Genomic DNA, 25,667 nt, shown 5'->3' with positions numbered 1-25,667 from the left:
TTTGTCTAAAGAAACGGATCAGGGGGCGAGCGCAGCGTTTGCCCCCATTCAAGGAGGGAGCCGTCATGGCGTTTCATGAACTGTTGATGCCGCAGCGCATCGTCTACGGGCAAGGAAGCTTTGCCGAGGTCGGCCAGGAAGCGCGGCGACTGGGGCAAAAAGCATTGTTGATTAGCGATCCGGTGATGGAAAAGGTGGGCAATGTAGCTGCCTGCGAAGAGCACTTGCAGGCGCAGGGCCTCGTTTGCGTCACCTATGCGAAAGTGGATTCAGAGCCGACGGACATTCATCTCGCGGAAGCGCTGGCCCTCTGCCGGGACGAACGGTGCGACGTGATTGTGGCCGTAGGGGGCGGGAGCTGCCTCGATACGGCAAAAGCAGTCGCTTTGCTGATGACCAATGAAGGGCAGATCGCGGAGTACGTCGCCAAAGCCAAAACGGTTGTCAATAAGCCGCTGCCGCTGATTGCCGTGCCGACGACCGCAGGCACAGGCTCGGAAGTGACGAAAATGACCGTCATTACCGATACGGCCCGCCAGGTGAAAATGATGCTCGCAGACCCCGCGCTGCTGCCGCACGCGGCGATTGTCGATCCGCTGTTGAGCGTGTCCTGCCCGCCGAATGTTACGGCAGCGACAGGAATTGATGCCCTCTGCCATGCGATTGAAGCCTACCTCTCCCGGCGCGCCCAGCCAGCTACCGACATATGGGCAAGGACGGCGATTGAGCTGATCGCCACCCATTTGCGGCGCGCGTACGAAGACGGAGCGGACTTCGAGGCCCGGGACAAGATGGCGTTTGCCTCGATGCTGGCTGGCGCCGCCTTTTCCAATGCGTCTGTCGCGCTCGTGCACGGCATGTCCCGGCCGATCGGAGCCGTTTTCCACGTCCCGCACGGCATCTCAAACGCGATGCTCTTGCCTGCCGTGCTGGCCTATACAAAAGAGGCGGCAGTGGGCAGGCTCGCCGAAATCGGAAGGCTGATGCAGCCGGAAATCAAAGCGCTTTCTGACGAGCAGGCGGCAGAAGCGACAATCGAAGAGATCAAGAGCTTGTGCCTCGATTTGCACATTCCGAGCTTGCGCCATTGGGGAATTGACCAGCAGGCCTTCCAGAAGGCCGCGCCCAAGATGGCTGTGGACGCTTTGGCGAGCGGAAGTCCGGGTAATAATCCGAAAATTCCTACAGTTGAGGAGATTGTCCGGCTGTATCACATTGCCTATGACTACGATTTTCGCGGCAAGCTACAAAATGCGTGAGGAGATGAGGGCATGCTGCTCAGCTTTTTCGGCTTGATAATTGGATTAGGTCTGCTCATCTTTTTGACGATGCGCGGCATCAACATCATCGTCGCGGCCATCGTGTGCGCTGCAGTGGTGGCGGCAAGCGGCGGGCTGGGACTGGAAGAAGCGATGTCGACCCATTACATGGACGGGTTCACGGGCTTTTTTAAATCGTGGTTTTTGACGTTTCTGCTCGGCGCTGTTTTCGGAAAAGTGATGGAGGACACGCAGGCAGCGAAAGCGATCGCCGACTGGGTACGGCGAAAGCTCGGAGCGGGTCGGGCCGTTTTCGCTGTCGTGGCGGCGTGCGCGATCATGACGTATGGGGGCGTCAGCGTATTTATCGTCGCCTTTTCTGTCTATCCGATTGCGGTAGCCTTGTTCAAGGAAGCCGACCTTCCGCATCGGTTCATTCCCGCCGCGCTCGTCTTCGGCTCGATTACGTTCACGATGACGTCCCCCGGCTCGCCGGAAATTCAAAACTTGATTCCGACCCAGTTTTTCGGGACGACGCCTGGGGCGGGCGGCTGGATCGGCGTCGCGATGGCGCTGTTGCTGATGGTGTCTGGCGGGCTTTACTTGAGCCGCGCCGTTGCGAAAGCGGTGAAAAGCGGCGAAGGCTTCGGATATACGTACGACCCGAAAGCAGCCGGCTCGGCAAACGAGGAAGTCGCGGCGACCGCCGCAGAAGCAGCCGAGACGAAGCTGCCGCCTATTTTGCTGGCAATAGCTCCGCTCGTCCTCGTTGTCACAGCGCTCAACCTATTGTCCTCTTACATTTCCACTACTTCCGCCGTTTTGATCGCGCTTTTGATCGGGATATTCGCCGGGCTTGTGCTGATGAACAAATACGCGAGACATTACTGGGCGATGTTTGCCAAAGGGACAGAAAACGCCCTGATCGCCACGGCCAATACGTGCGCGGTCGTCGGCTTCGGAGCTGTGGCGGCGAAGGTCCCTGCTTTTAGCGCGATTGTGGATACGCTCGTGGGGCTGGAGGGCCTGGAATACGTGAGTCTGGGCCTGTCTGTCACGCTGATTGCCGCGATCACAGGCTCTGCCTCCGGTGGCTTGGGCATCGCCCTGCCGATTTTGGCGCCGATCTACATGAGCCAAGGTCTGGACCCGGGAGCCATGCATCGCATCTCTGCGCTCGCTTCCGGCGCTCTCGACTCGCTGCCGCATAACGGATACATCGTGACGACTGTGCGCGCGGTCTGCCATGAAACCCATCAGCGGGCCTATCGACCGATTTTTGTGTTGAGTGTCGTCATCCCGTTTGCCGTCCTTTGCCTGGCTATCGTTTTGTACATGATGTTTACTTGAGAGAAAAGTTCAAAAGTGTGCTGCAAGCGCTGCTACCGGGCAGCGCTTTTTTTGAGTGGAGAGTTTTCGCTACCATTCCTGATCTTTTGTCTTTTTTCGCCAAAAAACCGTATGCAGTGACAGCGAATGACAGCTCTTGTATAATAGACAGGATGGAGAGAAGAGACCCTAAAGGGAGGATTTCTAGCTTGAAACCAATGTCAGCGAAGCCTGATTTCAGATCAGACAGACCTGCTGCGTACCGGCGCAGGAGAGGCGGCCGGATTGTCATGTGGCTGGTAGCCTTGTTTCTCATCGCCATCGTGGCTGCCGGGGGAGCAGCGTGGTATGTGTACGAAGGACTGCAACCCGTAGACGGACCGCAAACGGCCAAAAACGTGACGATTCCCACTGGTTCTTCCGTGCGGGAAATCGGCAGATTGCTGGAAGAGCAAGGGCTGATCCGCAATGCCGATCTGTTCCAGTACTACGTGAAGTACAAAGGCGTGGCCCCGCAACTGAAGGCAGGCGAGTACCAGTTTACAACAGGACAAGCCATTGACGATATGCTCACGGCGATGGCAGAGGGAAAAACGGTAGTGAACGCAGCGCGTTTTACCATCCCGGAAGGCTGGAACATTGAGCAGATTGCCGAACATCTGGACAAGGAAGGCATTGTCGAGAAAGCAGCTTTTCTGAAAGAAGTGAACGAAGGAGAATTTCCGGAGTACGAATTTGTGGCGCAGATTCCGAAAAACAAGGATCGCAAGCACCGTCTCGAAGGGTATTTGTTCCCGGAGACGTACGAGGTGGACAAGGACGCCACTGCGCATGAAGTCGTCTCGCGGATGCTGGCCCAATTCGAGAAAGTATGGCAGCCGCAGTGGACAGAGCAGCTCAAACAGCGCGGACTGACGCTCGATGAGGCGGTCAGCCTCGCTTCCATCGTGGAACGGGAAGTGACGGTAGACAAGGAGCGGCCGCTCGTCGCCGGCGTGTACTACAACCGCATCCGCGATAAATGGCCGCTGCAGGCCGACGCCACCGTGCAGTTTATTTTGGGCAAGCAACGCGATCGGCTGACGTATGAAGATTTGAAGGTGAAAAGCCCGTACAACACGTACCTGAACCCGGGCTTGCCGCCGGGACCGATTGCCAATCCGGGCAGAGCCTCACTGGAAGCGGTTGTCAATCCCGCACAGCACGACTACTTTTTCTACGTCACGAAAAAAGACGGAACCTCGGAGCATTACTTCTCCAAAACACTTTCTGAGCACAACGCAAATGATGCAAAAAGCAGGGGAAACTAACCAGGTTTCCTCTGTTCTTTTTGGCGAGGTATGCTATAATAATGCGGTTGTAACGAAAGAGGAGTGAAATCATGATAACCAATCCCGCAATCGACGACTACGTGTCGGGCCTGGTTCCGGCGCGATCGCCGCTTCTGGCGCGACTGGAACAGGAAGCTGCCGAAGAAAATATTCCGATCGTTCAGCTTGCTTCCGCTCAGGTGATGAGAATGCTGCTTTTGCTGCATCGCCCCCAATCGATTTTGGAGGTAGGTACAGCGATCGGCTATTCGACCATTTGGCTTGCCGAAGCAGCACCACAGGCGCGGATTGTCACGATGGACATAGATGAAGAACGTCTGGCGCGGGCACGGGCCAATGTAGCGGAAGCGGGCTGCGCGGACCGGGTTGAAATCCTGTTGCGCGACGCGACGCTTGGACTGCCTGATTCCTATCAGTTTGACTGCCTGTTTATCGACGCGGCCAAAGGACAGTATCGGGCGTTTCTCGATTTGTACTTGCCCCTGCTCCGGGAGGGGGGACTTGTCATCAGCGACAACGTCCTGTTCCGCGGATTGGTGGCGACGCCAGACGAGGCAGGCAAAAGACAACGGCCGATGGTGGACAAGCTGCTCGCCTTCAACGCGCATTTGGCAGAGCGGCCGGATTTGGAGACGACGTTCATACCAGTAGGGGACGGACTGGCTGTCAGCTTGAAGAAACGCATGCAGCCGTAGGGTGATTTCGTTAGAAGCAGCATGAGGAAGGGGACATGTGGCATGGGTAACCCCGTATTGATTGGGGTAGCAGGAGGCAGTGGTTCGGGAAAGACCACGGTGGCAAAGGAGCTGTATCACCAGTTCCGCAACGATAGCGTGACGATGATCGAGCAAGATTCGTACTACAAGGATCAGAGCCATCTGAGTATAGAAGAGCGCGCCTTGACGAATTACGACCATCCGCTTGCATTTGACAACGATCTGCTTTTGCACCACTTGCAGGAACTGCTGCAAGGACGGGCGATCCAAAAGCCGATTTACGATTTCAAGGTGCACAACCGCAAGAGCGAGCAAATCCAGGTAGACCCGAAGGACGTCATCATTCTCGAAGGGATGCTGATTTTAGAAGACGAGCGGATTCGCAATCTTATGGATATCAAGGTGTTTGTCGACACGGATGCGGATGTGCGCATCGTTCGCCGGATCGTGCGCGATATCGAGGAGCGCGGCCGTTCGCTGGATTCTGTGGTCAATCAATATTTGAATGTTGTGCGTCCGATGCACCTGCAGTTCATCGAGCCGACCAAGCGCTATGCGGATGTCATCATTCCCGAGGGCGGATACAACCGCGTGGCACTCGATCTTTTGTCGACGAAAATCAAAAACATCCTGTTGGAAAAACAGCAGCCAGCCAGGCTGTAGCATCCAATCCGGTTTTGAACGAAAGCACACTGCCAGTTGCAGTGTGTTTTTTGCATGGAAAAGTTTCTCGCCCGGCGATTCCGGCAATACTGGGAAAAAAAGGGCGGGGAGGGAAACGGCATGCAGCTTGATCGACGGATCAAACGACGGCATTTTCTCGTGTTGATGGCGATGACGCTACTCTGGGTAGGGCTGATTGCCCGGCTGTGGTGGATACAGCTCGGCGCGCCCCATCGCTTTTCCCGGCGCGGAATCGACTTGGTGAAAGCTTCGGTGAAGCAACGGCAGCAAAGCTTTGTGCTGCACAGCGGCCGCGGAGATATTTTGGATCGCGGCGGCTATGCGTTTACAGGCGTAGAGCATCTCGCCCTGATTTTGTTTCCGCTTGCCCGCGGCAGCCTGGAAGGGACAGAAGGGCTTGCCAGGCTGGCGGAAATTACAGGCCAGCCAAAAGAACGGCTGTCCGAGACGATGGAAAAAGCAAAGGTCCCGCTGCTTCTGCGCAGCGAAACAGGCAAGCTGATCGAGCTTACCCAAAAGCAGGCAGACGAAATCAACGCGCTTGCGATTCCCGGTGTAGTAGCATTGGCGGTGACGGAGCGCTACCGCACAGACGAAGTGGCCAAGCATCTGATCGGCTTCATTCACAAAAATCCTGGCATGGTCGAGACGCTCTACCCGGACGAATGGGCGAGCGGCAAAATGAATGCGGAATCTACCGTTGGCGCATCCGGGCTGGAAAGAAGCTTTGACCGCTTTTTGCAAGGAGTGGAGCCGTCGGTCTTGTCCTACTACGTCGACGGCCAGGGCAAGCCGCTGCGCGGACTGGACATTCGCTATACGAAGCCTAGCAATCAATATTACCCGCTTTCGCTGTCGACCACGCTCGATGTGGACATTCAGCGGCGAATGGAGGCGGCGGCAGATCAGGTCGGCCTGCGGGAAGGCAGCGTCGTCGTCCTGGATGCGCAAAACGCCGATATTCTCGCCGCTGTCAGCCGGCCAAGCTACGACCAGACGAATGTAGGCGGCCAAGCCGGCGAGTGGAAAAACAGGGCGTTCAAGCAGTTGCCGCCAGGCTCTGTCTTCAAGACGGTGGTAGCCGCTGCCGCCTTGGCGGAAGGCGTGATTTCCCCTACGGAGCGGTTTACGTGTACGGGCGAGTACGGCAAGTACCATTTTTCCTGCTGGAAAAAGGAAGGGCACGGCAGCGTCACGATGGAGGAGGCTTACGCCGAGTCGTGCAACATCGCTTTTGCGGAAATTGCGAAAAGAGTCGGCTCAGAAAAGCTGGAGGAGTACGCCCGGAGACTGGGCTTGACCGCTCAGGTGGGGCATGCAACTGCGCATCTGTTCAAGCTGGATGGATTCAAGCAGCTCGATGGCGAAGAAAGCGGCCGTGTGTTTGCGAAGGATGTCTCCTACAGCGACGAGGGCGTCTTGATCCAGAGCGCAATCGGCCAGCGCGATGTGCGGATTACTCCGCTGCAGGCGGCGAACATGATGGTGACGATCCTGCGCGGCGGCCAACCCGCGCAGGTACGTCTGGTCAAGGAAATTGCTTATCGAAACGGACAGCCGTTCTACCAGTTTCCGGAGCAGAAGCTCTCTGCCGCCGGAATCGACTATGTGACAGCGAGCAAGCTGCGCAAAATGATGCGCAAGGTCGTTACAGATGGGACCGGCCAAATACTGCTGGATTCTTCCTGGCAGGTTGCCGGGAAGAGCGGGACCGCCCAGACAGGGAGTACAAGCGATTCCAAAAATCACCTTTGGTTTGTCGGCTACGCTCCTTTGGAGGAGCCGCGCTATGCGATCTGTGTCGTATCAGAGAACCAGCCAAGCTGGGGGAAGAACCAGGCGATGGAGCTTTTTCGCCGGGCTGTCGATGAGCTTGCCGATTATACAGCTCGATCTTCCCAACTTCGCGCAGGGTATTCCCGAGAATGAACCCGCGCGCCTGAAGCTGATTGCGCTTGCCAAGCCCGACAATCAGCATCAGCGGGGAGGAAGACATGTACACGGATTGCGAAGCTTTTGCCCAGATGGTTCGTTTGTCCCCTTTGCTCGGGGACAGCCGCTTGATCGTGTGGCTATGCCAATCGCCGATGTACTGCCACTGGCGGTTTCGGCTCAGCTTGCGGACGAGCCTTTTCAAGTAGTCATCATCGAAAAAGATCGAGTGCGGCTGATGAATCGCATTTGGCCCCGGGTCGCTGGCAAACGTCACGACCCACTTTTCATCCCCGAGCGGATATCCCATCATGATCCCTCCTGTTTCCAGCGAGGGTTTTTTTCGTACAGTCTGTTCGATCTGTTTCCATGCCTTTGGCGTGATGTACAGTGTCGTCATGAAACGCGTTCCCTCCTTGAAATCACCGCTAGCATTCGCTCTATATCGTATGTGCGGCGCAAGCAGAACGTCCCGCTCGCGAAATCATGACAATTGTCGAAAAAAAGATTGTAACTCTTCCCCTTCCTTTCTATAATTTAGGAAAATACATGACTGGAAAGGTTGATTGTATGCCTACGGCACCCGTCGATCACAAACTGATTGGGCAAGTATTAGCAGAGGATCTTTACTCCAACAGCGGAGTTTTGCTGCTGGGAAAGAATACGACGATTACGGCTGCACATGTACATATTCTTCTGAAACAGCGAGTGCGAGAGGTTGCGGTCGTGCAAACCTGGACGGAAGGAACGGGGGAGCAGGTTTCTACACAATTATTCCAGTTGGAGGCTGACGCGGAGACTGTCGCCGCTTACGTACAAGCCTTGGACCAGACGCGGCTGCTTTTCGATCAACTGCAGCAGGACAAGGTGGGCAGTCTGGAGCAGTTTTCGCAAATTTTTGCGAATGTGCTGGAAAAATCGACGAAGCATCTGGGACTGTTTCGTTCCCTGTACGTGTTGGAAGGGGCGGACAGTTATACATATCGGCATTCGTTGAACGTAGGTATTCTGTGTTCGCTGATCGCCCGGCTGTTGAAGTGGGACGAGCAGCAGGTGACGTTTATGGGGAACGCAGGATTTTTGCATGACGTGGGAAAAATGCGCATTCCCAAGGAAGTGCTGCTCAAGCCGGACAAGCTGACAGAGGAAGAATTTGCGATCATGAAAAAGCACACGACTTACGGCTACGACATGATTCGCAAGATGGAAGGCGGCTCAGAGAAGCTGGCGCTCTGCGCGCTGCTTCACCACGAGCGGCTGGATGGCTCCGGGTATCCTGAACAGCGAAAAGGCGACGAGATACCGCTGGAGTGCCAGGTTTTGGCGATCGCCGACATGTTCGACGCGATTTGCTCCGACCGGGTCTACAAAGGCAGAACTTCTCCGTTCGAGGCGGCGCAGCTTCTGTGGAAGGAAGCTTGCAACGGGCTGTTGAACATTGAGGTGGTCTCGGTTTTTGTGCGCTACATCGCTTTGCTGTACGTCGGGGCGAGGGCGCGCCTGAGCAGCGGGGAAGAGGTCGAAATAATTCTGATTCACCAGGACGAGCCGATGCGGCCATTGGTGCGGCGCAGCGGCGAGTTTCTCGATTTGCGTTACGAGCGCAAGCTGACGATTGAAAAAATGATCGGGTAGGCGTAGACAGACCGCTCTCTATGTGAGAGCGGTTTCTTTGTTGCCAATTTGTGACAGTTGTGCGGGTAGCTCGACCTTGGGCGCAAAGTGTGCCACAATGAGACTGATGTTGGCTTTGGCCAGCAAAAAAACGGGTCGCCTTTCGCAGCCGTCTGTTTAGGGGACGGCGCATGGACACGTACAGTACACGCAAGGAGAGAGTACCATGATACGTAAAGCGGAACCGAGAGATGCAGCATTTGCGGCACCGCTGATTTATGAAGCCATTGGAGATATCGCGTACACCTTGACGGGAGCGACGGAGGCTGACGAGGCCATTTCGCTGATGGCGCAGTTTTTCGCGCAGCAACAAAATCGGCTCAGCTACGAAAATGCCGTCATTGCCATGGAAGGAGACGAGCCAATGGGACTGGCGCTGTTTTATCATGGCAGCCAGACCGAAGCGCTCGATCGGCCGTTTGTCGAGTTTGTCCAAAAGCGGACGGGCGTAGCTCCCGCGCTGGTCAAGGAAGCGCGCGACGATGAGTTTTACCTCGATTCGATAGCGGTGCGCTCGGACAAGAGGGGCAGAGGGATCGGCAAAAAGCTGCTGGCAGCGTTCGAGCAGGAGGCAATCCAGCGCCGCCATGACCGCATCGCCCTTTTGGTGGACGAGGAAAATCCGCGTGCGCGCCAGCTCTACGAAGCATTGGGCTATCGCCAGGACGGGACGGTAAAGGTGAGCGGACATCAATTCCGCCATATGGTTAAAAGCGTATTAGTGCCGGTATAGATCGTGCCGGTGTAGAAAAAACGTTTCCGATTCGAAGGAAACGTTTTTTTGCATGCGGGTGTGCGGTGGCATGGGGAGATGGAGCGGCTGGAGTGATTGGTAAGTGGCGGTTGGGGACGACAGGTACGGTCAGCATGGGGCCAGCCAAGTTTTGAGCATGTTAGCGTGGAAAATTTGGTTGAAATTGGTTCTTTGGAAGATTGAAAATCGACGGCTACATTCGTAACAATAAGAAAAAGCAGGTCAAGTCAAGCATGGACAAAAAGGAGCTGCCTGAATGCGCGAGCAGATGGAAAAGTGGGTTCACGCGTGGAAAACGCTTATGACGGACATGGAAAGACAAGGGGCGCGTATTTGGCCGCTCATCATCGGGCCGCCTGCTGTGCCAGAGCAAGTCGCAGAGGCGGAAGCGCGGCTGGGGATCAGGTTGCCTGCGGCCATTCGCCGGATTTTGCTTGCGGGGACGAGTCGCGTCCAGGTTGGCTGGTCGTTGCCAGCGAGAACGGGCGAGCCTTTTTCCCTCAGCGGGGATCTCGGCTGGAGCCTGGACGGCTTCGAGTGGCCTTATTTTGGCGACGAGGAAGACCCGAGCGACGAGCAGCGGTATCTTTGCTTCCACACAGGAGGCAATGGCGACATGCTGCTGCTGGATTTGCGAGCTGGCGCAGACGATCCGCCCGTGTATGCCTGGGGGCATGAGACAGGCGAGTTTCTTTTGCTCGGGCAAAGCTTCACGGCATTTGTCGACCGGGTGACAGCGCTTGGGTGTATCGGGGCAGAGAGCTGGAACTACGAGCCGTTTGCCGGAGCGGATGGCCTGGATGTGCACGGGCACAACGCAGAAAGCTGGAAGCGGTGGCTGCAGAGCGTTCGCTGGAAGAAGCGGCTACTGACTTTTCCTGGCTGATCGAATACGCCGCGATGCACGGAGCAGGGGACGAACGCGTCCGGGTGGCGTTTCGCCAGTATGCGCCGGACAGCATTTTGCAAGCATGGGTGACGAAAATCGCGCAGGAAAAGACCTTTTCCGGAAGGGAGCCATGGTGCGAGCTTTTGGCGGAAACGCAGGGAGCCAATGCTGCGGGCTGGGTTCGTTCGCTGTGGAAGCCGCAGGAAGGAGAAAAGCTCGTGTCTGGCAGCCAGCGGGCTTATTTGACCGCAGCGTGCCTGCCCTGCCGGAAGCAGAAGGGCTGCCGCTCGTTCTTGCGGAGTTGGACGAAGAGGCCGGGAGTGGAGGCAGATCATGTCGGGCAGGAGGGGAACGGGGAATGAAGCATGTCGTTGCGATTTGGGGAACGACCTTGCAGACGGACGAAGAGCTGCAGTCTTTCCTGCAGCCTGAGTACACGGAGGACGGGGACGTGATCCCGTCCGGATTTATGGCCGCCGCAGGGCTGGATTGGGTTGACGAAGATTTTTTCGAGGTGCACGCGGTGGCGCAGGTAGAGGAGCGGGCAGCGTTTTTGGCTTATTTGCAGCGCGAGTGCGTATCCGCCGGGGAGAGTTTTGCCGAAAAAATTCCGCCGAACCTGTCCGGGGAGATTGCCCGTTTTCCGACAGTTATTTTGCTCTACGGGCAAGTGACCAACTACGGGACTGTGAATGAAGCTTTGTTTGCGCTGACGGGTGAGCAGCACGTAGGCGATGGGCTTGTGGAGCTGTTGGCGACAATCGAATATGAGGAATGAGCAGGGGCGTCCGGCTGAGTGCGGGCGCTTTTTCTATTTTTCAAGCTGGGGAGAGGTTGAGTCATAAAGGGGAAGCAGAAGGCTAACGTTTGGGAACAGACGCGCTATTGCCTTTTTTCTATTGAAGAGAGGTGCCGAAAGGGCAGCAAGGCAAGAGGGGGCACTTTTCTAGCAAGAAGGAGCCTAGATTATCTTTTGTTTCGAATAGGGCTCATTCCGTCTGGCTGCGTTGTTCTGGCAACGCAGATAAATACACGGTGTGCAGGTTCGAAACCGATAAAATATACGTCCTCCCAGATGATGTTTGTCCGTTTCGGGAACGCAGATTCGTTCATTTGATATGTATTGTAAGGTTTTTTCCTTAGGAACTTTACATGAGGAGTTGGTGTGCATGCCAATCATCAAACCATTTATGACGTCTCTGCGCTTCACCTCGACGATGGGAGCCGGAACAGGTACAGGAGCCACTTTTGCGATTGCAGCAACCGAGTTCAGTACAGATGCGGGTACTGCGGCTACTGCATTCCCAAGTACCTTTGCCTTCTACAATCTCTACATCAACGGCGTCCTGCAGCCAGGAAACACGTCCACCATCAGCACAACCACTATCACGATCCCGGATGGCGACGCTGAGAATGCGGGGACACCTGTCTTGGTTGAATTCGTCGTCAACTAAAACAAGAGATCCACTCAAACGGGAAGCCCCAGGCGATTGTACATGCCTGGGGTACTCTCGTTCCGTCGCCAGACTGTCTGACATGGGGGGGAGAAGTGGCGCACGCTCCTTTTTTGCCCGTTCTCGTTGGACCAAAAACAGCTTAGCCGAGTTACGCATGGAAAGCTTTGGAGGTGAACCGGCAGCCGCAAAAACGCACGCATCATTCGTATAGAGAGGAGGGAAAAGTTTTGCAGCAAAGAAACATCCAGTGCAGCGCCGCCAATCGGACGTACTCCCTAAATGTGCGCTATCAGCTCATGCCTTTGGGATGTCCAGACATTTTTCCGGGACAGCCGTGCCCTACCTGCCCCCCTTGCCCGCCGTGTCCGTGCACGCCAGGACTGCTGACCACCACGATTTATCAATACACGACGTTTTCCGATGGACAAAAAAATGTGTACACCGACGCGGATGCCGTGCCACAGCTCAGCACCTCAGGGATTCTCGGACAGCAGTCGGTTTCGATCGTCAATTTGTTCATCAACGGGATTTTGCAACCGCCCAACAGCTATGTCGTGCAAAACGGGCTGCTGGTTCTGAGCGAGGTACCCTCCCAAGGCGTCCCGATTATTTTGCAGTTTATCCAAATTGCAACTTCCTGAAACTGGGATGTAAAGGAACGAAAAGCCAAAGGCAAGCCCGCCAGGAGGCAGAGCCCGTTTTTCCGTTGGTACTTGCACTTACGGGTATTCGCCCACATAAATCAACGCGGCGCTTTCCCTTGTGCTGAAGGAATTCAGTGTAGCCGATCCACCTCACGTACGGTTTGATGAGGGAGAACTGAAACGAGTTCTGGCGACCTTCAGGTCGCCAGAACTCGTTTCAGTTCTCTACTCTACAAACAGATACTTTATTATATAAACAGGTAAGCGAAACGGGTAAGTATTGATGTGTGCGGCTCAAAGCCAGTCTCAAGAGAATGGAGATTATCTTACGGATAATGATATCTTGGCGAATTATGTATGAATTTACCGCTAATTGGGATAATGATAATATAATTATCATTATTAATGTCGCACAACTGAACTTGTACGACATATTAAGACAAAATTCTGCAAATATCGATCCAAATATACCATGAAAAAACAATTATTTTCAATCATTTTCTTTTTAGAGAGTATGTTGTTCAACTTGCACACTAGAGTACTTCCTTCAGGCAATCTTCGACAAAATCCGGAGCTGCTTTTTTGATTTGCTCCACTGTATGTATATAACGTTGTGTCGTATTGATGCGGGAATGCCCCAGAGTCTGTTGCACCTGTTGAAGGGACGCCCCGTTCAACAAAGCCAAGGTTGCATTGGTGTGCCGCAACCAGTGGGGGGTTACCTTCTTGGAAAAATTCGCTTTTTTACGGGCGATCTCGATGATTCGTTCAACCTGACGGGAGGTAATCGGAAAAACTTTGCCACTTCTTCTATCTTCCATACGGTATGAACAAAGCAGGTTCCAGAGCATCTCGGGTACTTTCACCTCCCGTTCTTTCCGACCTTTTCCATTAAGCACGGTCAACCAAATGGAAGTTCCCATGGGATCCGAATGAAAATCGTCCCATTCCATAGAAACCAATTCGGAAACTCTCAGACCAAGCAAAACCAAAGTCAAGCCGATGACATAATTGCGAAGCCCCATGGTGTTTAATTGCTGTAATATCATTACAACCTCATGTTTCGTTAAAAAATGCCGCCTGCTGTTATTTGAAACTTTCGGTTTTTTGATGCATGCTGCCGGATCGTGGGTAAAACAATTAATATTGACACTATTCCCCCACTTATAAAGAGAACGAAGCGGAGCCAGTAATACGGAGATTGTCGCTGTGGCATATTGGCGATTATTGTTTTCATCCCTCTTGAGCAGACTCAGTTTATAAAGTTCGACATCCCTCCAAGTAACTTCATTAAGCCTTTTTTTACCGATGAATTTTTGAAATCGTTCAATCGCGTACTTATAATTTCGCAACGTGTTTTTTGAGTGTTGATATGTTGCCAAAAACATACTGACAATTTCTTCGTCCGTCAACTCATCTTGCTCTTTCTCAATTGGCCCCACGATACCATGTTTCATTTTTTGTCCCTCCTGATGTCGTACAAGTTCAGTTGTGCGAAATTGTGTGTATGGCACTTAAGGCAATAAGTTACAAAACAATATGGGTCCTGTCAACATTATCTTTAATGGAGGGACATCCTATTGAATCAGCGTATCGCAAGTTGGCTGCACAAATTATGGTTGCACGATTCGACTACTTATCATCACAGTATTCGCGTTAGTAATATGGCAAGACGAATGGCCGCAGAATTAAATTTAAATCAAGAGCAATCGCAAAAACTTGTACTGGGATGCTCCTTGCACGATATCGGTAAAATTTTTGTTCCAAAATCCATTTTAAGAAAATCCTCCGCACTGTCCCAAAATGAATGGGAATTAATTAAGCAACATCCGATATGGGGAAACGAATTTTTACAGAAGGAGGGCATCACCAACCAGGATGTTACCAGTTCGGTTCTCTACCATCATGAACGTCTGGATGGAACGGGTTACCCATTCGGTTTGATTGGCAGTGACATCCCATTCTACGCCAGAATTTGTTCCATATTGGATGCGTTCGACTGCATGGTTTCGGATCGCCCTTACCGTAAAAGCATTTCGTTCGCGGATGCCAAAACAGAGTTGTGGAAAAGTCGAAACACGCAATTTGATCCGTATTATTTGACTGTATTTCTACAAATGTGTGAATCGCACTTTATTGAGCTGTACCATACTCATGAATGTTAAAAACAGACAGTATCTTTTCTTGGCATGATCTGCCGTATCTTCTATCCGAATCCGCATTCCTTGGTTGAGTGAATATACCTAGGGGGTGAAACAATGGAAGTTTCACAGCAAGACCAGTATATAGTGATTGAGCTTGGCACAGAAAAATATGCTCTGAAGATTTCCGAAGTCTATGAAATTACATTAGCGTTGCATAAAAAATGAATCCATCTATTGTCAAATTATTCTGAATGACATTTTCAACTTCACAACCAAAAACGAGAACAGCCAAGCAAAAGGTAGCCACTATCCATTTAGTAGTTTTATACATTTATTACAACATCGACAACAACAAACAACACTTACTTCCTTTTCTGTCGCCCTCTGGATGTTCGTTTGGATTGGTAATCCATTCTGCCTATCCATTGTTCAAAGGTCTGCCAGAGAAACACTTTGAGCCATCTACTGATTTGCAGCAGACTGTGCTGACTGTTTCTTTCCAGCTTTACAAGAAGCAACAAGCAGTAAGCAATGAGAGCGAGAAAAACTTGATTCCAGACCGCATTTTCACTTGTTCCATAGAACGTCTTGATCTTTGCGTGTTGTTTCATCCATTTGAAAAACAGTTCTATTTGCCAGCGCCAACGGTAGATGTCGCTCAATTCTTCTGCTTCTAAGTCGAACCGATTGGTGATGATTCGAATACGATTTCCTTTCGAATCATGCGTTTCAATCAGTCGTAACACATTATCCACCCGTTTTTGTGGCGTTCCAAGAAGGATCATGGAGTCAGATAAAACGGAGCTTTCTGGTGGTACTTTGAAAGTATACAAATGACGAGTTTCCGCGTTATCCTTGAGACGTGAAGCAAAAAAGATGCCCTGATCGGTATACTCATCGAACTTTTCATAATCCACGTACCCTCGATCAAAGACGTACATGGCTCCGATCTCATCAATCAGCGACTCCATTTGGGTGCGGTCATTGGATTTGGCACAAGTTAGGGAAATCTTTTCAGGATAGACATCCTCCTGGCTTGCGAAAACGAGACGAAGATGAATTTTGATTCCTGCCTTTGTTTCGCGAAAGGTTGCCCACTTATACTTTTGCAAACATAATCCAATTGTAGTGGAATCAATGATCTTTATGTGTTTTCGAAGAGAGCAGGCTTTTCCAGAAACGCGTTGAATTTGCTGGACAAGGTCGACAAAAACTTCTTCAAGCAAAGCAGGTTCTACCCGATTGTTTTTTCGACTAAGCTGTGCGGGGCTGATCGATGACAGTCCTAATTCTTGCTGAAATTTCTTTGATAGAACATCGTCAGCAATGGCTCGAAGCCCTTCGCGTTGCTGAAGTTGGGCATGTAAAAATAGGAGTGTGAATGCTAATCAAAAAGTTGACCATTTTTGGAGCAAACGCTCATCTTCGAGTTGACCACCTACGATGCTTTTTTTCACACAAAGTAGCATTTTATTTCCTGCACCAAGGATCGTCAAGGATAAAGGGTAAACCCCTTGCTACGCAAGCCCTTGACGATCCTTGGCTCAGTAAAAACATTTGCAATTAGGTGTGAAAATGATGACGTGTGCTCAAACTGTCAGGTGGGTAACTTTATGATGAGCAAAGTGGTCAACTTTTTGGTGAGCGTTCACATAGGAGAAGATACGCTTTTGTCGTCAGCTTCTTCACGTACTTGTCTTGATCCGTTTCGTCAATTCGTTGTTGAAGTTTCATAATATTGATGGGTGCAACCCATTTACCAAATGAAGAAAATAGGGTATTCTTGTCCATGAGCTATCCTTTGCGTTGGATTTGGACAGGAACTACCTGACCTTTCCAGTGTAAAGGATTTTTTTGTTCCCTAGACAACCAAATACCAAAGATTATGTGTATTTTGAATGATGGGAAAAGATTAATGCAACGCTAGTGATTGCATCTGTAAAAGAAGCAGTGAAAGAAAAAAAGAAACCGGGCTCCGCTTCCGTTGATCTGCTCATTATCGGATGTTCCACAGGTGGACCGTCTGCCATGCAATCCATTCTGCCTCGATTTACGCCGGACTTTCCGGCAGGAATTGTGGTTGTACAACATATGCCGCCCGGATTTACCAAACCTTTGGCAGACCGTTTCGATACTATTTGTAATTTAAAAGTGAAAGAAGCAGAAGATGGCGATGTTGTGATGCCAGGGATCATTTATATTGCTCCTGCAGGGTATCAAACTTTATTTCAAAAAACAAATGACGGAAAGACCATACTAAAAATTGTGCTGGATGAGAGCAAATTGTACAAGCCATCCATTGATGTTACGATTCATTCCGCATCTTTGATTTATCGCGACCGTTTATTGGTCGTTATTCTTACAGGAATGGGCACGGATGGGTTAATTGGTTGTAGTGAAGTGAAGCGGCAACGGGGTCATGTGATCGCTGAAGCTGAAGAATCATGTATCGTATATGGTATGCCTAAAGCTGTTTATGAGGCGGGGTACGCTGATCGACAAGTGTCTTTACCTAATATATATCAAGAGATTCTATCATTTATTTAGATGGATCTTTATTTTGCCAAACACAGGTATGCTCTCCTTATTACATGAATCCTTTCCAATCAAGTATTCTATTGCTATTGTTTACTCCTATTGAAAATGGGTATATGTTACTAGGACAAAAGGTTGAGGAGATGTAATTTATGGCTAGAATATTAGTCGTTGATGATGCTGCGTTCATGAGACTACGGTTAACGGACATTTTGACAAAAGGCGGGCATGAGGTAATTGGTGAGGCTGAGAATGGTTTGGAGGCAATAGAAAAATATGCACAATTAAAGCCTGATTTAGTCACAATGGATATTACAATGCCTGTGATGGAGGGAATAGATGCCGTAAAGGGCATTAAGAAAATCGATCCCAATGCATCAGTTATCATGTGTTCTGCTATGGGACAACAACAAATGGTTCTAAATGCTATTCAGGCTGGCGCGAAAGATTTTGTGGTGAAACCTTTTCAAGCAGACCGGGTACTCGATGCCATCAAAAAGATTGTCTAGGGGCTGTCCAAAAAGGGCAAATCCGCTAACGTTTAAAAATCAGAAACATTGCTATATCAACGTTTCTGACATACAAAGGGGCATCTCAAAGTCGAAATATCGACTTTTGAGACAGCCCCTTTTTAAGTCTTATTGAATGTTAAAAAACAAACTTGGGTTCCTGTCTTAACGAGAATTATTACAGAAACTGGACGAGATTGGTCTTTGGACACTTCACATTTGTAAGGGGTTTTCATGTGGTACTTGCACATCTGGGTATTCGCCCACATAAGGATAGAAGTAAGCTATCCAGACGTGGAGGTGGCAGCCATGTCCAGCATCATCGCGGCGCTTTCCCTTGTGTTCAAGGAACTTCTCATGTTTGTCGCTTATGTCAAGAACAACGCGTTCCCCCAGCCTCTTCAGGATACGGAAGAAGAAAAGTACCTCCGACTCATGGCAAAAGGCGATCCGTACGCCCGCAACAAGCTGATCGAGCACAATTTGCGGCTGGTGGCGCATATTGTGAAGAAATTCGAAAACACCGGCGAAGACAGTGAAGATCTGATCTCCATCGGCACGATCGGACTCATCAAGGCGATCGAGAGCTACCAGGTGGAGAAGGGAACCAAGCTTGCTACGTATGCGGCGCGTTGTATTGAAAACGAAATCCTGATGCACCTTCGCAGTTTGAAGAAGACCAAAAAGGACGTTTCCCTGCACGATCCCATCGGCACGGACAAGGAAGGCAATGAGATCACGCTCATCGATGTGCTCGGTACGGAGACGGACGCAGTGGTGGATGCTGTCCAGCTCAAGCTGGAATCGAACAAGATTTATCAGCACATCCACATCCTCGACGATCGGGAAAAAGAGGTTATCATTGGCAGGTTTGGACTCGATCAGGACAAAGAAAAAACGCAGCGCGAAATTGCCCGCGAGCTTGGCATTTCCCGTTCGTACGTCTCCCGCATCGAGAAGCGGGCACTGATGAAGCTGTTCAATGAGTTTTACCGGACGAAACAGACACAGGGGAGATAAACAGATAGAAACCGCTGGCGGTTTTCGGCTAGTGGTTTTATCCCCATATGTACGAAACGCAGCGAAATGTCCTGTATCCGGCAACGTTGTGCCGAAGTGAGGCAAACGCTCGCCACTATACGAAAAAAGCGTTAGGAGTGCCTTCGGGTACTCCTTTTGTTTGATGCGAGGTATAGAACGGTTCTTATTTATTTATCTTCTTTCGTGATTGCACATTTCGTCAGTCTGTGCATCAATAATGAAGGTGTAATGCCAAGAGCTTTTGCGAATATGCAATAGTTGTTCCAGTAATAGTAATTTTACATCGAAAAACAGGTTATATATCTGTGTATGTGAGTCTCTCCCTGATTACTTTCCATTCCAAATTTTCGTACACTAAAACATATTCATAGTGGTTTACGCGCAAGTTCCCTTCACTTGTCGTGACTTTTTTATTAACATCCACATGATATTTCCCTTCAGCAAATTGGATATTGGTATGATTTTTAGCGCCTGCCATTTCCAACTCGTTTGATGCTTTGTTGTGTTCACTGATGAATTCTTTAACGGTAAGCAGTGCCCCCATATTACCAGGCAGGTCTTTGAATTGAAAAAAAACAGTTAACACGATCATAGCCAGAACAATCCCAATGATCCAATTTCTAGTCTTTTTTATAATAATCAGCTCTTCACCATTAAACGTGCTTGATCTTCCTCTAGCGTAGTTTTTCACTTTTTTATATGGCTGGTTTACACTCCAGCCGAATTCGAATCTTGAACCGCTCGATGTTGCGATACCCATAGGCTCGTCGCTTGATGACTTTCACTTTGTTGTGTGTCCCTTCAATCGGAGCATTTGTAACTCGAAACGAAAAATAATTCTGAACCGACTGTCGCCATTGAACGATTGTTTTTGCAATCGAACGGACGGCAGAGGTGGGAGATGTGAGGTGCTCGGTTATCCATTGTTGGAGTGCTTCTTTTCCCGACTCTTCTGTCTGAGCTGCATATACCGTTCTCATGTGCTGAAGAGCGTTGTAAAGGCGTTCCAAATGGGGATCTTGAGCGAACCAGGCTTTCAATTCCTCCTGTTCCTCAGGTTTCAGTTTATCAGGAGATGTGTGGAGCAGACGTTGTTCATGTCTACCCCGGCGATGAGTTCCCCGCGAACGGGTACGTTTACGAGCAGCTTCTAACGATTTGGAGAAGAGCTGAATGACGTGGAACTTGTCCGCTACTACCGTGGCATCCTTCCAAACACCGCGAACCGTCTCAGCCATTCCAGGAGCCAAGTCTGTCACAACAACCTGTGGAGGCGTAGCAAAGGGCCAGTTCATGAGAGCCTGACGAACCTGCTCACGTGAACGCCCTTCTGTAACCTGCCAGATATGCCCGCTTTGTGCATCCATGAGGTTGACACCGTACTTGTGTCCTTTTTGGAGAGCAAACTCGTCCAGACAGACCATAGTAGGCGTAAGATGATCTTGGGGCTTAGCGAGAAGCTGAGGAGCCAGTTGGTAATACCACCGTTCCAATGTCGTATAGCAGATTCCGAGTTGTTTGGAAACGCTAAGCAAATCCCTCTTCTGACACAACTCAACGGCCATTTGACGAAACGCAAAAGTAGCCGTTCCTCGATAGGGAATTCCATCCCATTCGAGAGTCCAGGTGATCTGGCAATCGTGGCAACGTTGTCGATATACAGGAACACGTACCCAGACAGTACCCCATGAAGAAATAAAGCGGTGACGAAGAAGACGGTACCCTGGGCGAGCATGATTGGTGCTCTCTTTCAGGCAGAGAGGACACAGATGAGAGGCTGGATTGGGAGTGAGAGTCACTACCCAATCGGTTTCAGTCGTTTTGTCCCAATGGGAAAGTTGAAATGATGGAAGGCCGATTAAGTCTGTGGTAAACTGGTTAGACAACGTAGATTTCCTCCTATCTTGTGATGGTCAGGACAACTTTCACGATAGAGGAACATCTACGTTTTTTCAATGTCTAGCACGGGTTATGGTGATGAATCTAATAATCACCACATTTTTCTAGTTCTATGAAAATGAAATGGTGCATGATGAACTTCAGATACCATAATATAATACGTTTTCAATAAATTAGAAGTTACGATGGGCACTATTTTTTCATTTTTTTCTGCAAGCTTTTTCAAATCCAACTCAATCATACTCAGTCAACTGTTCAAATGTAACACCAGCCCTCAGTTGTCCCAGCCGCTAGGATCGCCATTTTATACAGATCAAGCCGGATCACTTCGTCATTCGGATGGCGGTTGATAAGTCTGGATAAACTCTTTGCCAGCTTGTATGCTGGATGATTGTTCACGACCGTGTGGATTGGCCCTGATCTACAATACGGTATCCATAATGGTAATACCCATAACCTGTTTTGGAAGCAAGAATAATGGAGGGGGCAAACTATGCCTCCCTCCATTACTGACCGCCATATTCGTTACAATGTTTTGCTCGCAGAAGCGGTTACGATCTGTCTGGTAGAAACGTTCAGCCGATTCCACAGGTTGGCCGTGGCGATCCCGGCGATCAAGGTCGCCAGTGCCTGCCCTTCGAAATGGCGTGCAGCGTCATGGAAGATTTCATCCGGCACTGGATCTACCCGGTCGTTGATTCGGGTAACCGCTTCGCTGAGAGCAAGGGCAGCACGCTCGCTATCGTGGAAGTATGGCGCTTCACGCCATGCCGATACAGCAAGTAGGCGCTCATTGTCCGGGTTTCATCCGTCAGTTTTATAGAAGCTTTATAGGCAAGCTGTGGCTCCTTCTCTTTTGCTGGCTCCGCAACTACTGTTGCCCATCTCACTATGAAGTTCTTGCTCCTCCCCCTACCTCACACGCGATTGCCACCCTTCAAAACGGCTCATGTGCACCGAGTCCAAATCCCCGACAAAAAATGACTTGCCATCAGCCGCCCATCCCAAAAATTGGATGTTGTCGATGGTGTCCAAATAGGAGCTGCCGTCGAGCGGGTATGTAAACGTTTGATTCGCCGTCTTTACGACAAGCTGCTCGATGGCATCCTGGGCATTGGAGGTGAAGAGAAATTTTTCTGCGACGTAGTTATGACCGGTCGGGGACCAGAAAACTTTGGTCAAGTCGCGGTCCATAGACACGGGATGAGGGTTATCGGCGGTCGGCACGCTTTTGCCTGTTTGCAGGTCGGTTATAAAGCCGTGCCATTCTTTGACGTCAAAGCGCAGCTTCATATCGTTCGAATACGAAGGAAAGCTTTTGAACGAATGCGTGTACTTGAGCCCTGTCGGCAAATCAAGCTCTTTAATTGTGCCGTTTGCCTTGTACAGTACTTTTTTGGATGTGGGTATCCAGTAGAGCAGCTTTACCGCCTGTGTGCTGCTTTCTTCTTCAGCCGGGAGCGAAAATTGGTCGTTGACCTTCATTTTCAGCGTGTTCATGTCTTGCAGGTAAAGCTTGTGGCGCTTTTGCAAATTTGGTTCTTTCCGATCCGACTGGATAAAGGTGAGGTAGTGGCCGTCCGGCGCAAGCGCATAATCGAGAATCGGTGTGTCGGCGGTCTCTTTTACGAGCAACGTTTTTTGGTTCGTGAGCGGGTTGTAGCGGTACAAGCTGGCTTGGTCCATAAGGAGAAGCTCGTCCTTGCTCTGTGCCCACTTGGCGAAACCGCTCAGTTGGCGCAGTTGCTTCGTTTTGCTGTCATACAAATAGGGGATGGTCGGTTCCCCTGCTTTGAACCCTTGCTTCTCTGCATACACAAACCGTCCGCTCGGCGACATGCTCGCGCGGTGCACGGCGGGAAGCTGCGCGATGAGCGTTTGCTTTTTTCCATCCAGGCTGATCCGGTATATTTTCGAAGGTTGGGCGGCAGCGTTCGTTGTGGTCGAAGTGGTGCTCGCTGCGCTTGTTCCGGGCGAGGCTAACGGAGAGCATACGGATGCGGCAAGGAGCACTGCTGCCAAGGCTAGTTGTTTCGTTTTTTTCATCAGGCTTCATCCTTTCTCTGACTGATTAGACGTGCAAAAAGCGGGAAAGTTACCAAAACAGCAAAAAAGACTCCCTGTTGGCAGTCTTTTTGCTTAGCTTGTGCAGGAGGAGCGGTCAGCGGACCGTGCCATCGGTCGAAACCGGGATGCTGGCTTGCTTTTTCCAGCAGGACAGGACGAGATAGCCGAATGCGATGCCGCAAATGCTGGAAAGCTTGCTTCCATAATAAAAAAACGACATGGCAGGAAGGTATTCCGCTGCGGGAGAATAGTAAAGGAGAAAAAGGATACTGCCCATAAGCGCGGGAATGCCGAACGCAATGAATTTGATCCAGTCAAATGACCAGCTTTCTTTTGCCGCACATGTTTGAACAAAAGCAGGCAGCCCAAACAACAAGCCGATGGAGACGGGATAGAGAGTGCTGTACAAGATCGCGGGAAAATGCTCAAACGTCGCTTTTGCTTCCGCCATGAAAACTTGTTCGTAATACAAAACAAGATCCAAGACGAATGCGGCAAAGATCACATATCCTACATAAAGGGCAAAGAGCTTGAATTTTTTCATGCGCGTTTCCTCCTGGTCTTTATCCGAACCGTTTCGCGAACGGCCTATTCCAACCAAAATTCTTTCCCCTCCCGTTCGAGCAGTTTCATAAACCATTCGGTAAAACTCATGTGCAAGTCCAGCGGGTTTTCCGGGTCCATCGCACTGATCCACGTCAAGTAGCCATTTTCCGCTCCGGCTTGCTCCTGGTTTACACAAAGGGCGCCAATGGAGTGACTGCTCCAGATGATCGGGTAATGCGGATCGTCAATGCTGTATCCTTTCCAATAGTCAATCACTTCCGACAGGCTCAAAATGTCATAGCCGCCGCCGTAGTCGCTGTGCTGGAACAGGACGGCTTTGCTGTATTGACTGATAAAAGAGCGGTAATCATCAGGGAGCCAAAATTTGTAGCGGGCAACGAACTGGTCCAACGCTGCCGAAGATTTTTACCACTCGCTTCGCTTCGTCGTAAACAAGTTCTCCGGCGAGCGAATCAATGAGCGTTTGGAAATCGGTATTCATGTCGGGTTCCTCCGAACAACATTTGAAATGGAAGGGCAGTGGTGTATGTATGGAATTTCTGATTGTGATTGGTTCAAAAGTGCTGACATTTCACTTCCTGTCCATTGTGCTCAGCGGGGTGTTGCGCTTTGTATGGCCAAAGCTTCATCTGCTCATGATTTTGGGCGCCAATGCGATCGCGGGATTTTTGTTTTTGCAAAAGCTGGAGCTGACCTGGTCCGTTGTATTTTTGGGCATCAATTTGCTTACAGCACTCGGCGGAATCGGGATTGCGAGTTTGCTGAGAAAATTGATTCGCGATCTGCACGAGGAAGGCGGGACCGGACATACGCGATGACGGGTGGCTTTGTCTGATGCTTCTGGTTCAAGTCATGCCTGTGGCGCACTCAAGGCGTTAGGATGATAAACAAGCTTTTTAGGTCGAAGGACTGGCCAAAACGGCATAAAGCTGCCCTTTCATCCTATTCTGTATTCGCTCCCGTTTTTCCTTGTTTTTTAGCGATATTTCCCTTTTGTTCCGTTCACATAAAAAAAGTCCCCGAACAAGGCCAACGGGTTGCCTTTGTTGCCAATAGAGCGAGTGAAAAGAAGCAGGCATCGCGCACAGATGCCTGCTTTTCGCTGGGCAAAAGCAAGCCAGTCCTCTTCCCGTTCGGCAAGCTCGCGAGGATAGTTTTTTGCTTACTCCTTCCAGTAAATAAACAGCTTTTGGAAGAGAAAGGGACATCGCCTGCCAAGGAAAACCCGTCCTAATCCCTGACAGGCAAAAGCGCATCGGGACGGCTGTTTTCTTCACGAATCTTTCATGCATTTTTATCCAAAATTAAATATTGACTTAAAATAAAAGTGCATGATAAAATAAAAATTTTTAAATTCGATAACTGTGTTATAATGAATTAGATCGCATTGTAGGAGGTGGACGTATGTTTCATGTAGGTGACAAGATTTTTTACCCGATGCACGGGGCAGGCGTAGTCGAGGCAGTGGAAGAAAAAGAATTCCTGGGTGAAAAGCAGCTCTATTATGTGCTCAACATGCTGCAAAAAGAGTTGAATATCATGGTCCCTGTTGAAAAAATGTCCGCACTGGGCATTCGCATGGTCGTAGAGGCTGGCATTTTGGATGAAGTGTTGGCGATCATGCAGGCAGAGAGCCCTGACTCCACGTTGAATGCGGCACAGAGATACAAGCAGAATACAGAAAAAATGAAGAGCGGCGATATTTATGAGCAGGCGGAAGTGATCCGTGATTTGTGGCGGATCAGCCAGGGCAGAATATTGGGCACGAGTGACAAGTTGATGCTAGACAATGCCCAGCAGATGATGGTCAGTGAAATTGCTCTCGTAAAAAATGTGGACATCGAGCGGGCTACGCAATTGCTGCGTCATGCGCTGTCTGAAGAACCGCTGGCCCAGCCAGGGGCAGCGGTATCAAAAGTGCATGCGGGGTAAACGGAAAAAGGCAGCAAAGGGTGTGATTGCTTCGGCAGTCGCCCCCTTTTTTTCGTTACCCGTTGGCAACGAGCCTTTTGCTAAAAAGCGCGGCAAGGCCAGCTTATCTGCTTTTGCAAACTGGCCTGGCTGCTCACGGACTAGGGCGAACGGACCAGGCTGTACTCCAGGCGGCTGGCAAACGGGCGATAGCCGGCACGTAAAAAGGCATGGGCCATCGGCTTGTTTTGCTGGTCGGTGTCAGCGCGGATATACGTCTGTCCTGCCGCAAGCAAAAGCTCGGTTGCCCGGCGCAGCAGCGGAT

At 50.6% G+C, this 25,667-nt stretch carries 30 protein-coding genes and 1 pseudogene; 19 read left to right on the top strand and 12 right to left on the bottom strand.

The features are described 5' to 3' along the window. Positions 1-65 precede the first annotated feature (65 nt). The 6 genes from BA6348_RS19430 (at position 66) to BA6348_RS19405 (ending at position 7,248) form a co-directional block, all read left to right on the top strand. Positions 66-1,259, top strand: a complete 1,194-nt coding sequence (locus tag BA6348_RS19430) for an iron-containing alcohol dehydrogenase (protein WP_007782289.1) — start codon at positions 66-68, stop codon at positions 1,257-1,259. A gap of 12 nt (positions 1,260-1,271) precedes the next feature. After that, the gene (locus BA6348_RS19425) at positions 1,272-2,609 is read left to right on the top strand and encodes a GntP family permease (protein WP_122952980.1); all 1,338 of its coding nucleotides are present in this window, start codon (positions 1,272-1,274) and stop codon (positions 2,607-2,609) included. Positions 2,610-2,797: 188 nt separating this feature from the next. Continuing rightward, a complete protein-coding gene (gene mltG / locus BA6348_RS19420) occupies positions 2,798-3,898 on the top strand; it encodes an endolytic transglycosylase MltG (RefSeq protein WP_025847111.1) in 1,101 nt (366 codons plus the stop codon). A gap of 71 nt (positions 3,899-3,969) precedes the next feature. Further along, positions 3,970-4,614: an O-methyltransferase gene (locus BA6348_RS19415; RefSeq protein ID WP_005832506.1), complete on the top strand. Its 645-nt coding sequence runs from the start codon at positions 3,970-3,972 to the stop codon at positions 4,612-4,614. A gap of 42 nt (positions 4,615-4,656) precedes the next feature. Beyond that, positions 4,657-5,298: a uridine kinase gene (gene udk / locus BA6348_RS19410; RefSeq protein ID WP_005832508.1), complete on the top strand. Its 642-nt coding sequence runs from the start codon at positions 4,657-4,659 to the stop codon at positions 5,296-5,298. Positions 5,299-5,418: 120 nt separating this feature from the next. After that, a complete protein-coding gene (locus BA6348_RS19405) occupies positions 5,419-7,248 on the top strand; it encodes a peptidoglycan D,D-transpeptidase FtsI family protein (protein WP_122952984.1) in 1,830 nt (609 codons plus the stop codon). A gap of 91 nt (positions 7,249-7,339) precedes the next feature. Here the strand turns inward: BA6348_RS19405 and BA6348_RS27445 are convergent. Then, a pseudogene (locus BA6348_RS27445) lies at positions 7,340-7,561 on the bottom strand (Mov34/MPN/PAD-1 family protein); the annotation flags it as partial. A 260-nt stretch (positions 7,562-7,821) separates the two neighbouring features. On the opposite strand from BA6348_RS27445, the gene BA6348_RS19395 reads away from it, so the two are divergent. From BA6348_RS19395 to BA6348_RS19370, 7 genes are all read left to right on the top strand, one after another. Then, positions 7,822-8,886, top strand: a complete 1,065-nt coding sequence (locus BA6348_RS19395) for an HD-GYP domain-containing protein (protein WP_122952981.1) — start codon at positions 7,822-7,824, stop codon at positions 8,884-8,886. Positions 8,887-9,091: 205 nt separating this feature from the next. Next, complete coding sequence (locus BA6348_RS19390) at positions 9,092-9,658, top strand: GNAT family N-acetyltransferase (protein WP_122952982.1); 567 nt, start codon at positions 9,092-9,094, stop codon at positions 9,656-9,658. 277 nt (positions 9,659-9,935) lie between these two features. Continuing rightward, positions 9,936-10,565: an SMI1/KNR4 family protein gene (locus BA6348_RS19385; protein ID WP_007782266.1), complete on the top strand. Its 630-nt coding sequence runs from the start codon at positions 9,936-9,938 to the stop codon at positions 10,563-10,565. Continuing rightward, entirely contained in the window at positions 10,514-10,930 is a 417-nt protein-coding gene (locus tag BA6348_RS27440) for a hypothetical protein (protein ID WP_007782264.1), read from the top strand. The genes BA6348_RS19385 and BA6348_RS27440 overlap by 52 nt, the downstream gene beginning before the upstream one ends. Further along, positions 10,927-11,346 carry an immunity 22 family protein gene (locus BA6348_RS19380; protein ID WP_005832514.1) on the top strand — a complete coding sequence of 140 codons (420 nt, stop codon included), beginning with the start codon at positions 10,927-10,929 and terminating at the stop codon, positions 11,344-11,346. Before BA6348_RS27440 ends, BA6348_RS19380 begins: the two co-directional genes overlap by 4 nt. A gap of 391 nt (positions 11,347-11,737) precedes the next feature. Next, positions 11,738-12,022: a DUF4183 domain-containing protein gene (locus tag BA6348_RS19375; protein ID WP_005832515.1), complete on the top strand. Its 285-nt coding sequence runs from the start codon at positions 11,738-11,740 to the stop codon at positions 12,020-12,022. 230 nt (positions 12,023-12,252) lie between these two features. Beyond that, on the top strand, positions 12,253-12,666 hold the full coding sequence (locus tag BA6348_RS19370; protein ID WP_026558410.1) for a DUF4183 domain-containing protein: 414 nt from the start codon (positions 12,253-12,255) through the stop codon (positions 12,664-12,666). Positions 12,667-13,202: 536 nt separating this feature from the next. Here the strand turns inward: BA6348_RS19370 and BA6348_RS19365 are convergent. Beyond that, entirely contained in the window at positions 13,203-14,126 is a 924-nt protein-coding gene (locus tag BA6348_RS19365) for a tyrosine-type recombinase/integrase (protein WP_051353982.1), read from the bottom strand. Positions 14,127-14,249: 123 nt separating this feature from the next. On the opposite strand from BA6348_RS19365, the gene BA6348_RS19360 reads away from it, so the two are divergent. After that, complete coding sequence (locus BA6348_RS19360; protein WP_081414796.1) at positions 14,250-14,834, top strand: HD-GYP domain-containing protein; 585 nt, start codon at positions 14,250-14,252, stop codon at positions 14,832-14,834. 341 nt (positions 14,835-15,175) lie between these two features. Here the strand turns inward: BA6348_RS19360 and BA6348_RS19350 are convergent, their stop codons facing one another. After that, positions 15,176-16,141, bottom strand: a complete 966-nt coding sequence (locus BA6348_RS19350; protein ID WP_242507506.1) for an IS4 family transposase — start codon at positions 16,139-16,141, stop codon at positions 15,176-15,178. 700 nt (positions 16,142-16,841) lie between these two features. On the opposite strand from BA6348_RS19350, the gene BA6348_RS19340 reads away from it, so the two are divergent. The 3 genes from BA6348_RS19340 to sigK all read left to right on the top strand — a co-directional run bounded on the left by BA6348_RS19340 (position 16,842) and on the right by sigK (position 18,877). Next, positions 16,842-17,360, top strand: a complete 519-nt coding sequence (locus BA6348_RS19340; RefSeq protein ID WP_242507377.1) for a CheB methylesterase domain-containing protein — start codon at positions 16,842-16,844, stop codon at positions 17,358-17,360. A gap of 140 nt (positions 17,361-17,500) precedes the next feature. Continuing rightward, a complete protein-coding gene (locus tag BA6348_RS19335; RefSeq protein WP_005833252.1) occupies positions 17,501-17,857 on the top strand; it encodes a response regulator in 357 nt (118 codons plus the stop codon). A 309-nt stretch (positions 17,858-18,166) separates the two neighbouring features. After that, the gene (gene sigK, locus BA6348_RS19330) at positions 18,167-18,877 is read left to right on the top strand and encodes an RNA polymerase sporulation sigma factor SigK (protein ID WP_005833248.1); all 711 of its coding nucleotides are present in this window, start codon (positions 18,167-18,169) and stop codon (positions 18,875-18,877) included. 316 nt (positions 18,878-19,193) lie between these two features. Here the strand turns inward: sigK and BA6348_RS19325 are convergent, their stop codons facing one another. The 8 genes from BA6348_RS19325 to BA6348_RS27715 form a co-directional block, all read right to left on the bottom strand. Continuing rightward, entirely contained in the window at positions 19,194-19,589 is a 396-nt protein-coding gene (locus tag BA6348_RS19325; RefSeq protein WP_242507376.1) for a hypothetical protein, read from the bottom strand. Between the two features lie 4 nt (positions 19,590-19,593). Further along, complete coding sequence (locus BA6348_RS19320; RefSeq protein WP_129552220.1) at positions 19,594-20,784, bottom strand: ISL3 family transposase; 1,191 nt, start codon at positions 20,782-20,784, stop codon at positions 19,594-19,596. 538 nt (positions 20,785-21,322) lie between these two features. Further along, complete coding sequence (locus BA6348_RS26840) at positions 21,323-21,475, bottom strand: carboxymuconolactone decarboxylase family protein (RefSeq protein WP_005833245.1); 153 nt, start codon at positions 21,473-21,475, stop codon at positions 21,323-21,325. A 5-nt stretch (positions 21,476-21,480) separates the two neighbouring features. Continuing rightward, positions 21,481-21,687, bottom strand: a complete 207-nt coding sequence (locus BA6348_RS19315; RefSeq protein WP_129552219.1) for a hypothetical protein — start codon at positions 21,685-21,687, stop codon at positions 21,481-21,483. A gap of 22 nt (positions 21,688-21,709) precedes the next feature. Then, positions 21,710-22,843 carry a hypothetical protein gene (locus BA6348_RS19310; protein WP_122953406.1) on the bottom strand — a complete coding sequence of 378 codons (1,134 nt, stop codon included), beginning with the start codon at positions 22,841-22,843 and terminating at the stop codon, positions 21,710-21,712. Between the two features lie 115 nt (positions 22,844-22,958). Then, on the bottom strand, positions 22,959-23,408 hold the full coding sequence (locus tag BA6348_RS19305; RefSeq protein ID WP_005833242.1) for a hypothetical protein: 450 nt from the start codon (positions 23,406-23,408) through the stop codon (positions 22,959-22,961). Between the two features lie 44 nt (positions 23,409-23,452). Beyond that, on the bottom strand, positions 23,453-23,821 hold the full coding sequence (locus BA6348_RS19300; RefSeq protein ID WP_005833240.1) for an SMI1/KNR4 family protein: 369 nt from the start codon (positions 23,819-23,821) through the stop codon (positions 23,453-23,455). Further along, positions 23,781-23,912, bottom strand: coding sequence for a hypothetical protein (locus tag BA6348_RS27715; protein WP_007784819.1), 132 nt, complete (start codon positions 23,910-23,912; stop codon positions 23,781-23,783). Before BA6348_RS27715 ends, BA6348_RS19300 begins: the two co-directional genes overlap by 41 nt. A 49-nt stretch (positions 23,913-23,961) precedes the next feature. On the opposite strand from BA6348_RS27715, the gene BA6348_RS19295 reads away from it, so the two are divergent. After that, complete coding sequence (locus BA6348_RS19295; RefSeq protein WP_005833238.1) at positions 23,962-24,249, top strand: hypothetical protein; 288 nt, start codon at positions 23,962-23,964, stop codon at positions 24,247-24,249. A 586-nt stretch (positions 24,250-24,835) separates the two neighbouring features. Further along, on the top strand, positions 24,836-25,363 hold the full coding sequence (locus BA6348_RS19290) for a CarD family transcriptional regulator (RefSeq protein WP_005833235.1): 528 nt from the start codon (positions 24,836-24,838) through the stop codon (positions 25,361-25,363). 140 nt (positions 25,364-25,503) lie between these two features. Here BA6348_RS19290 and BA6348_RS27710 read toward each other — a convergent pair whose 3' ends face one another. Next, complete coding sequence (locus tag BA6348_RS27710) at positions 25,504-25,659, bottom strand: hypothetical protein (RefSeq protein ID WP_340640810.1); 156 nt, start codon at positions 25,657-25,659, stop codon at positions 25,504-25,506. Positions 25,660-25,667: the final 8 nt, after the last annotated feature.

This window comes from Brevibacillus agri (assembly GCF_004117055.1).
Taxonomy (GTDB): Bacteria; Bacillota; Bacilli; order Brevibacillales; family Brevibacillaceae; genus Brevibacillus; species Brevibacillus agri.
This window is presented reverse-complemented; position numbering and strand designations above follow the sequence as displayed.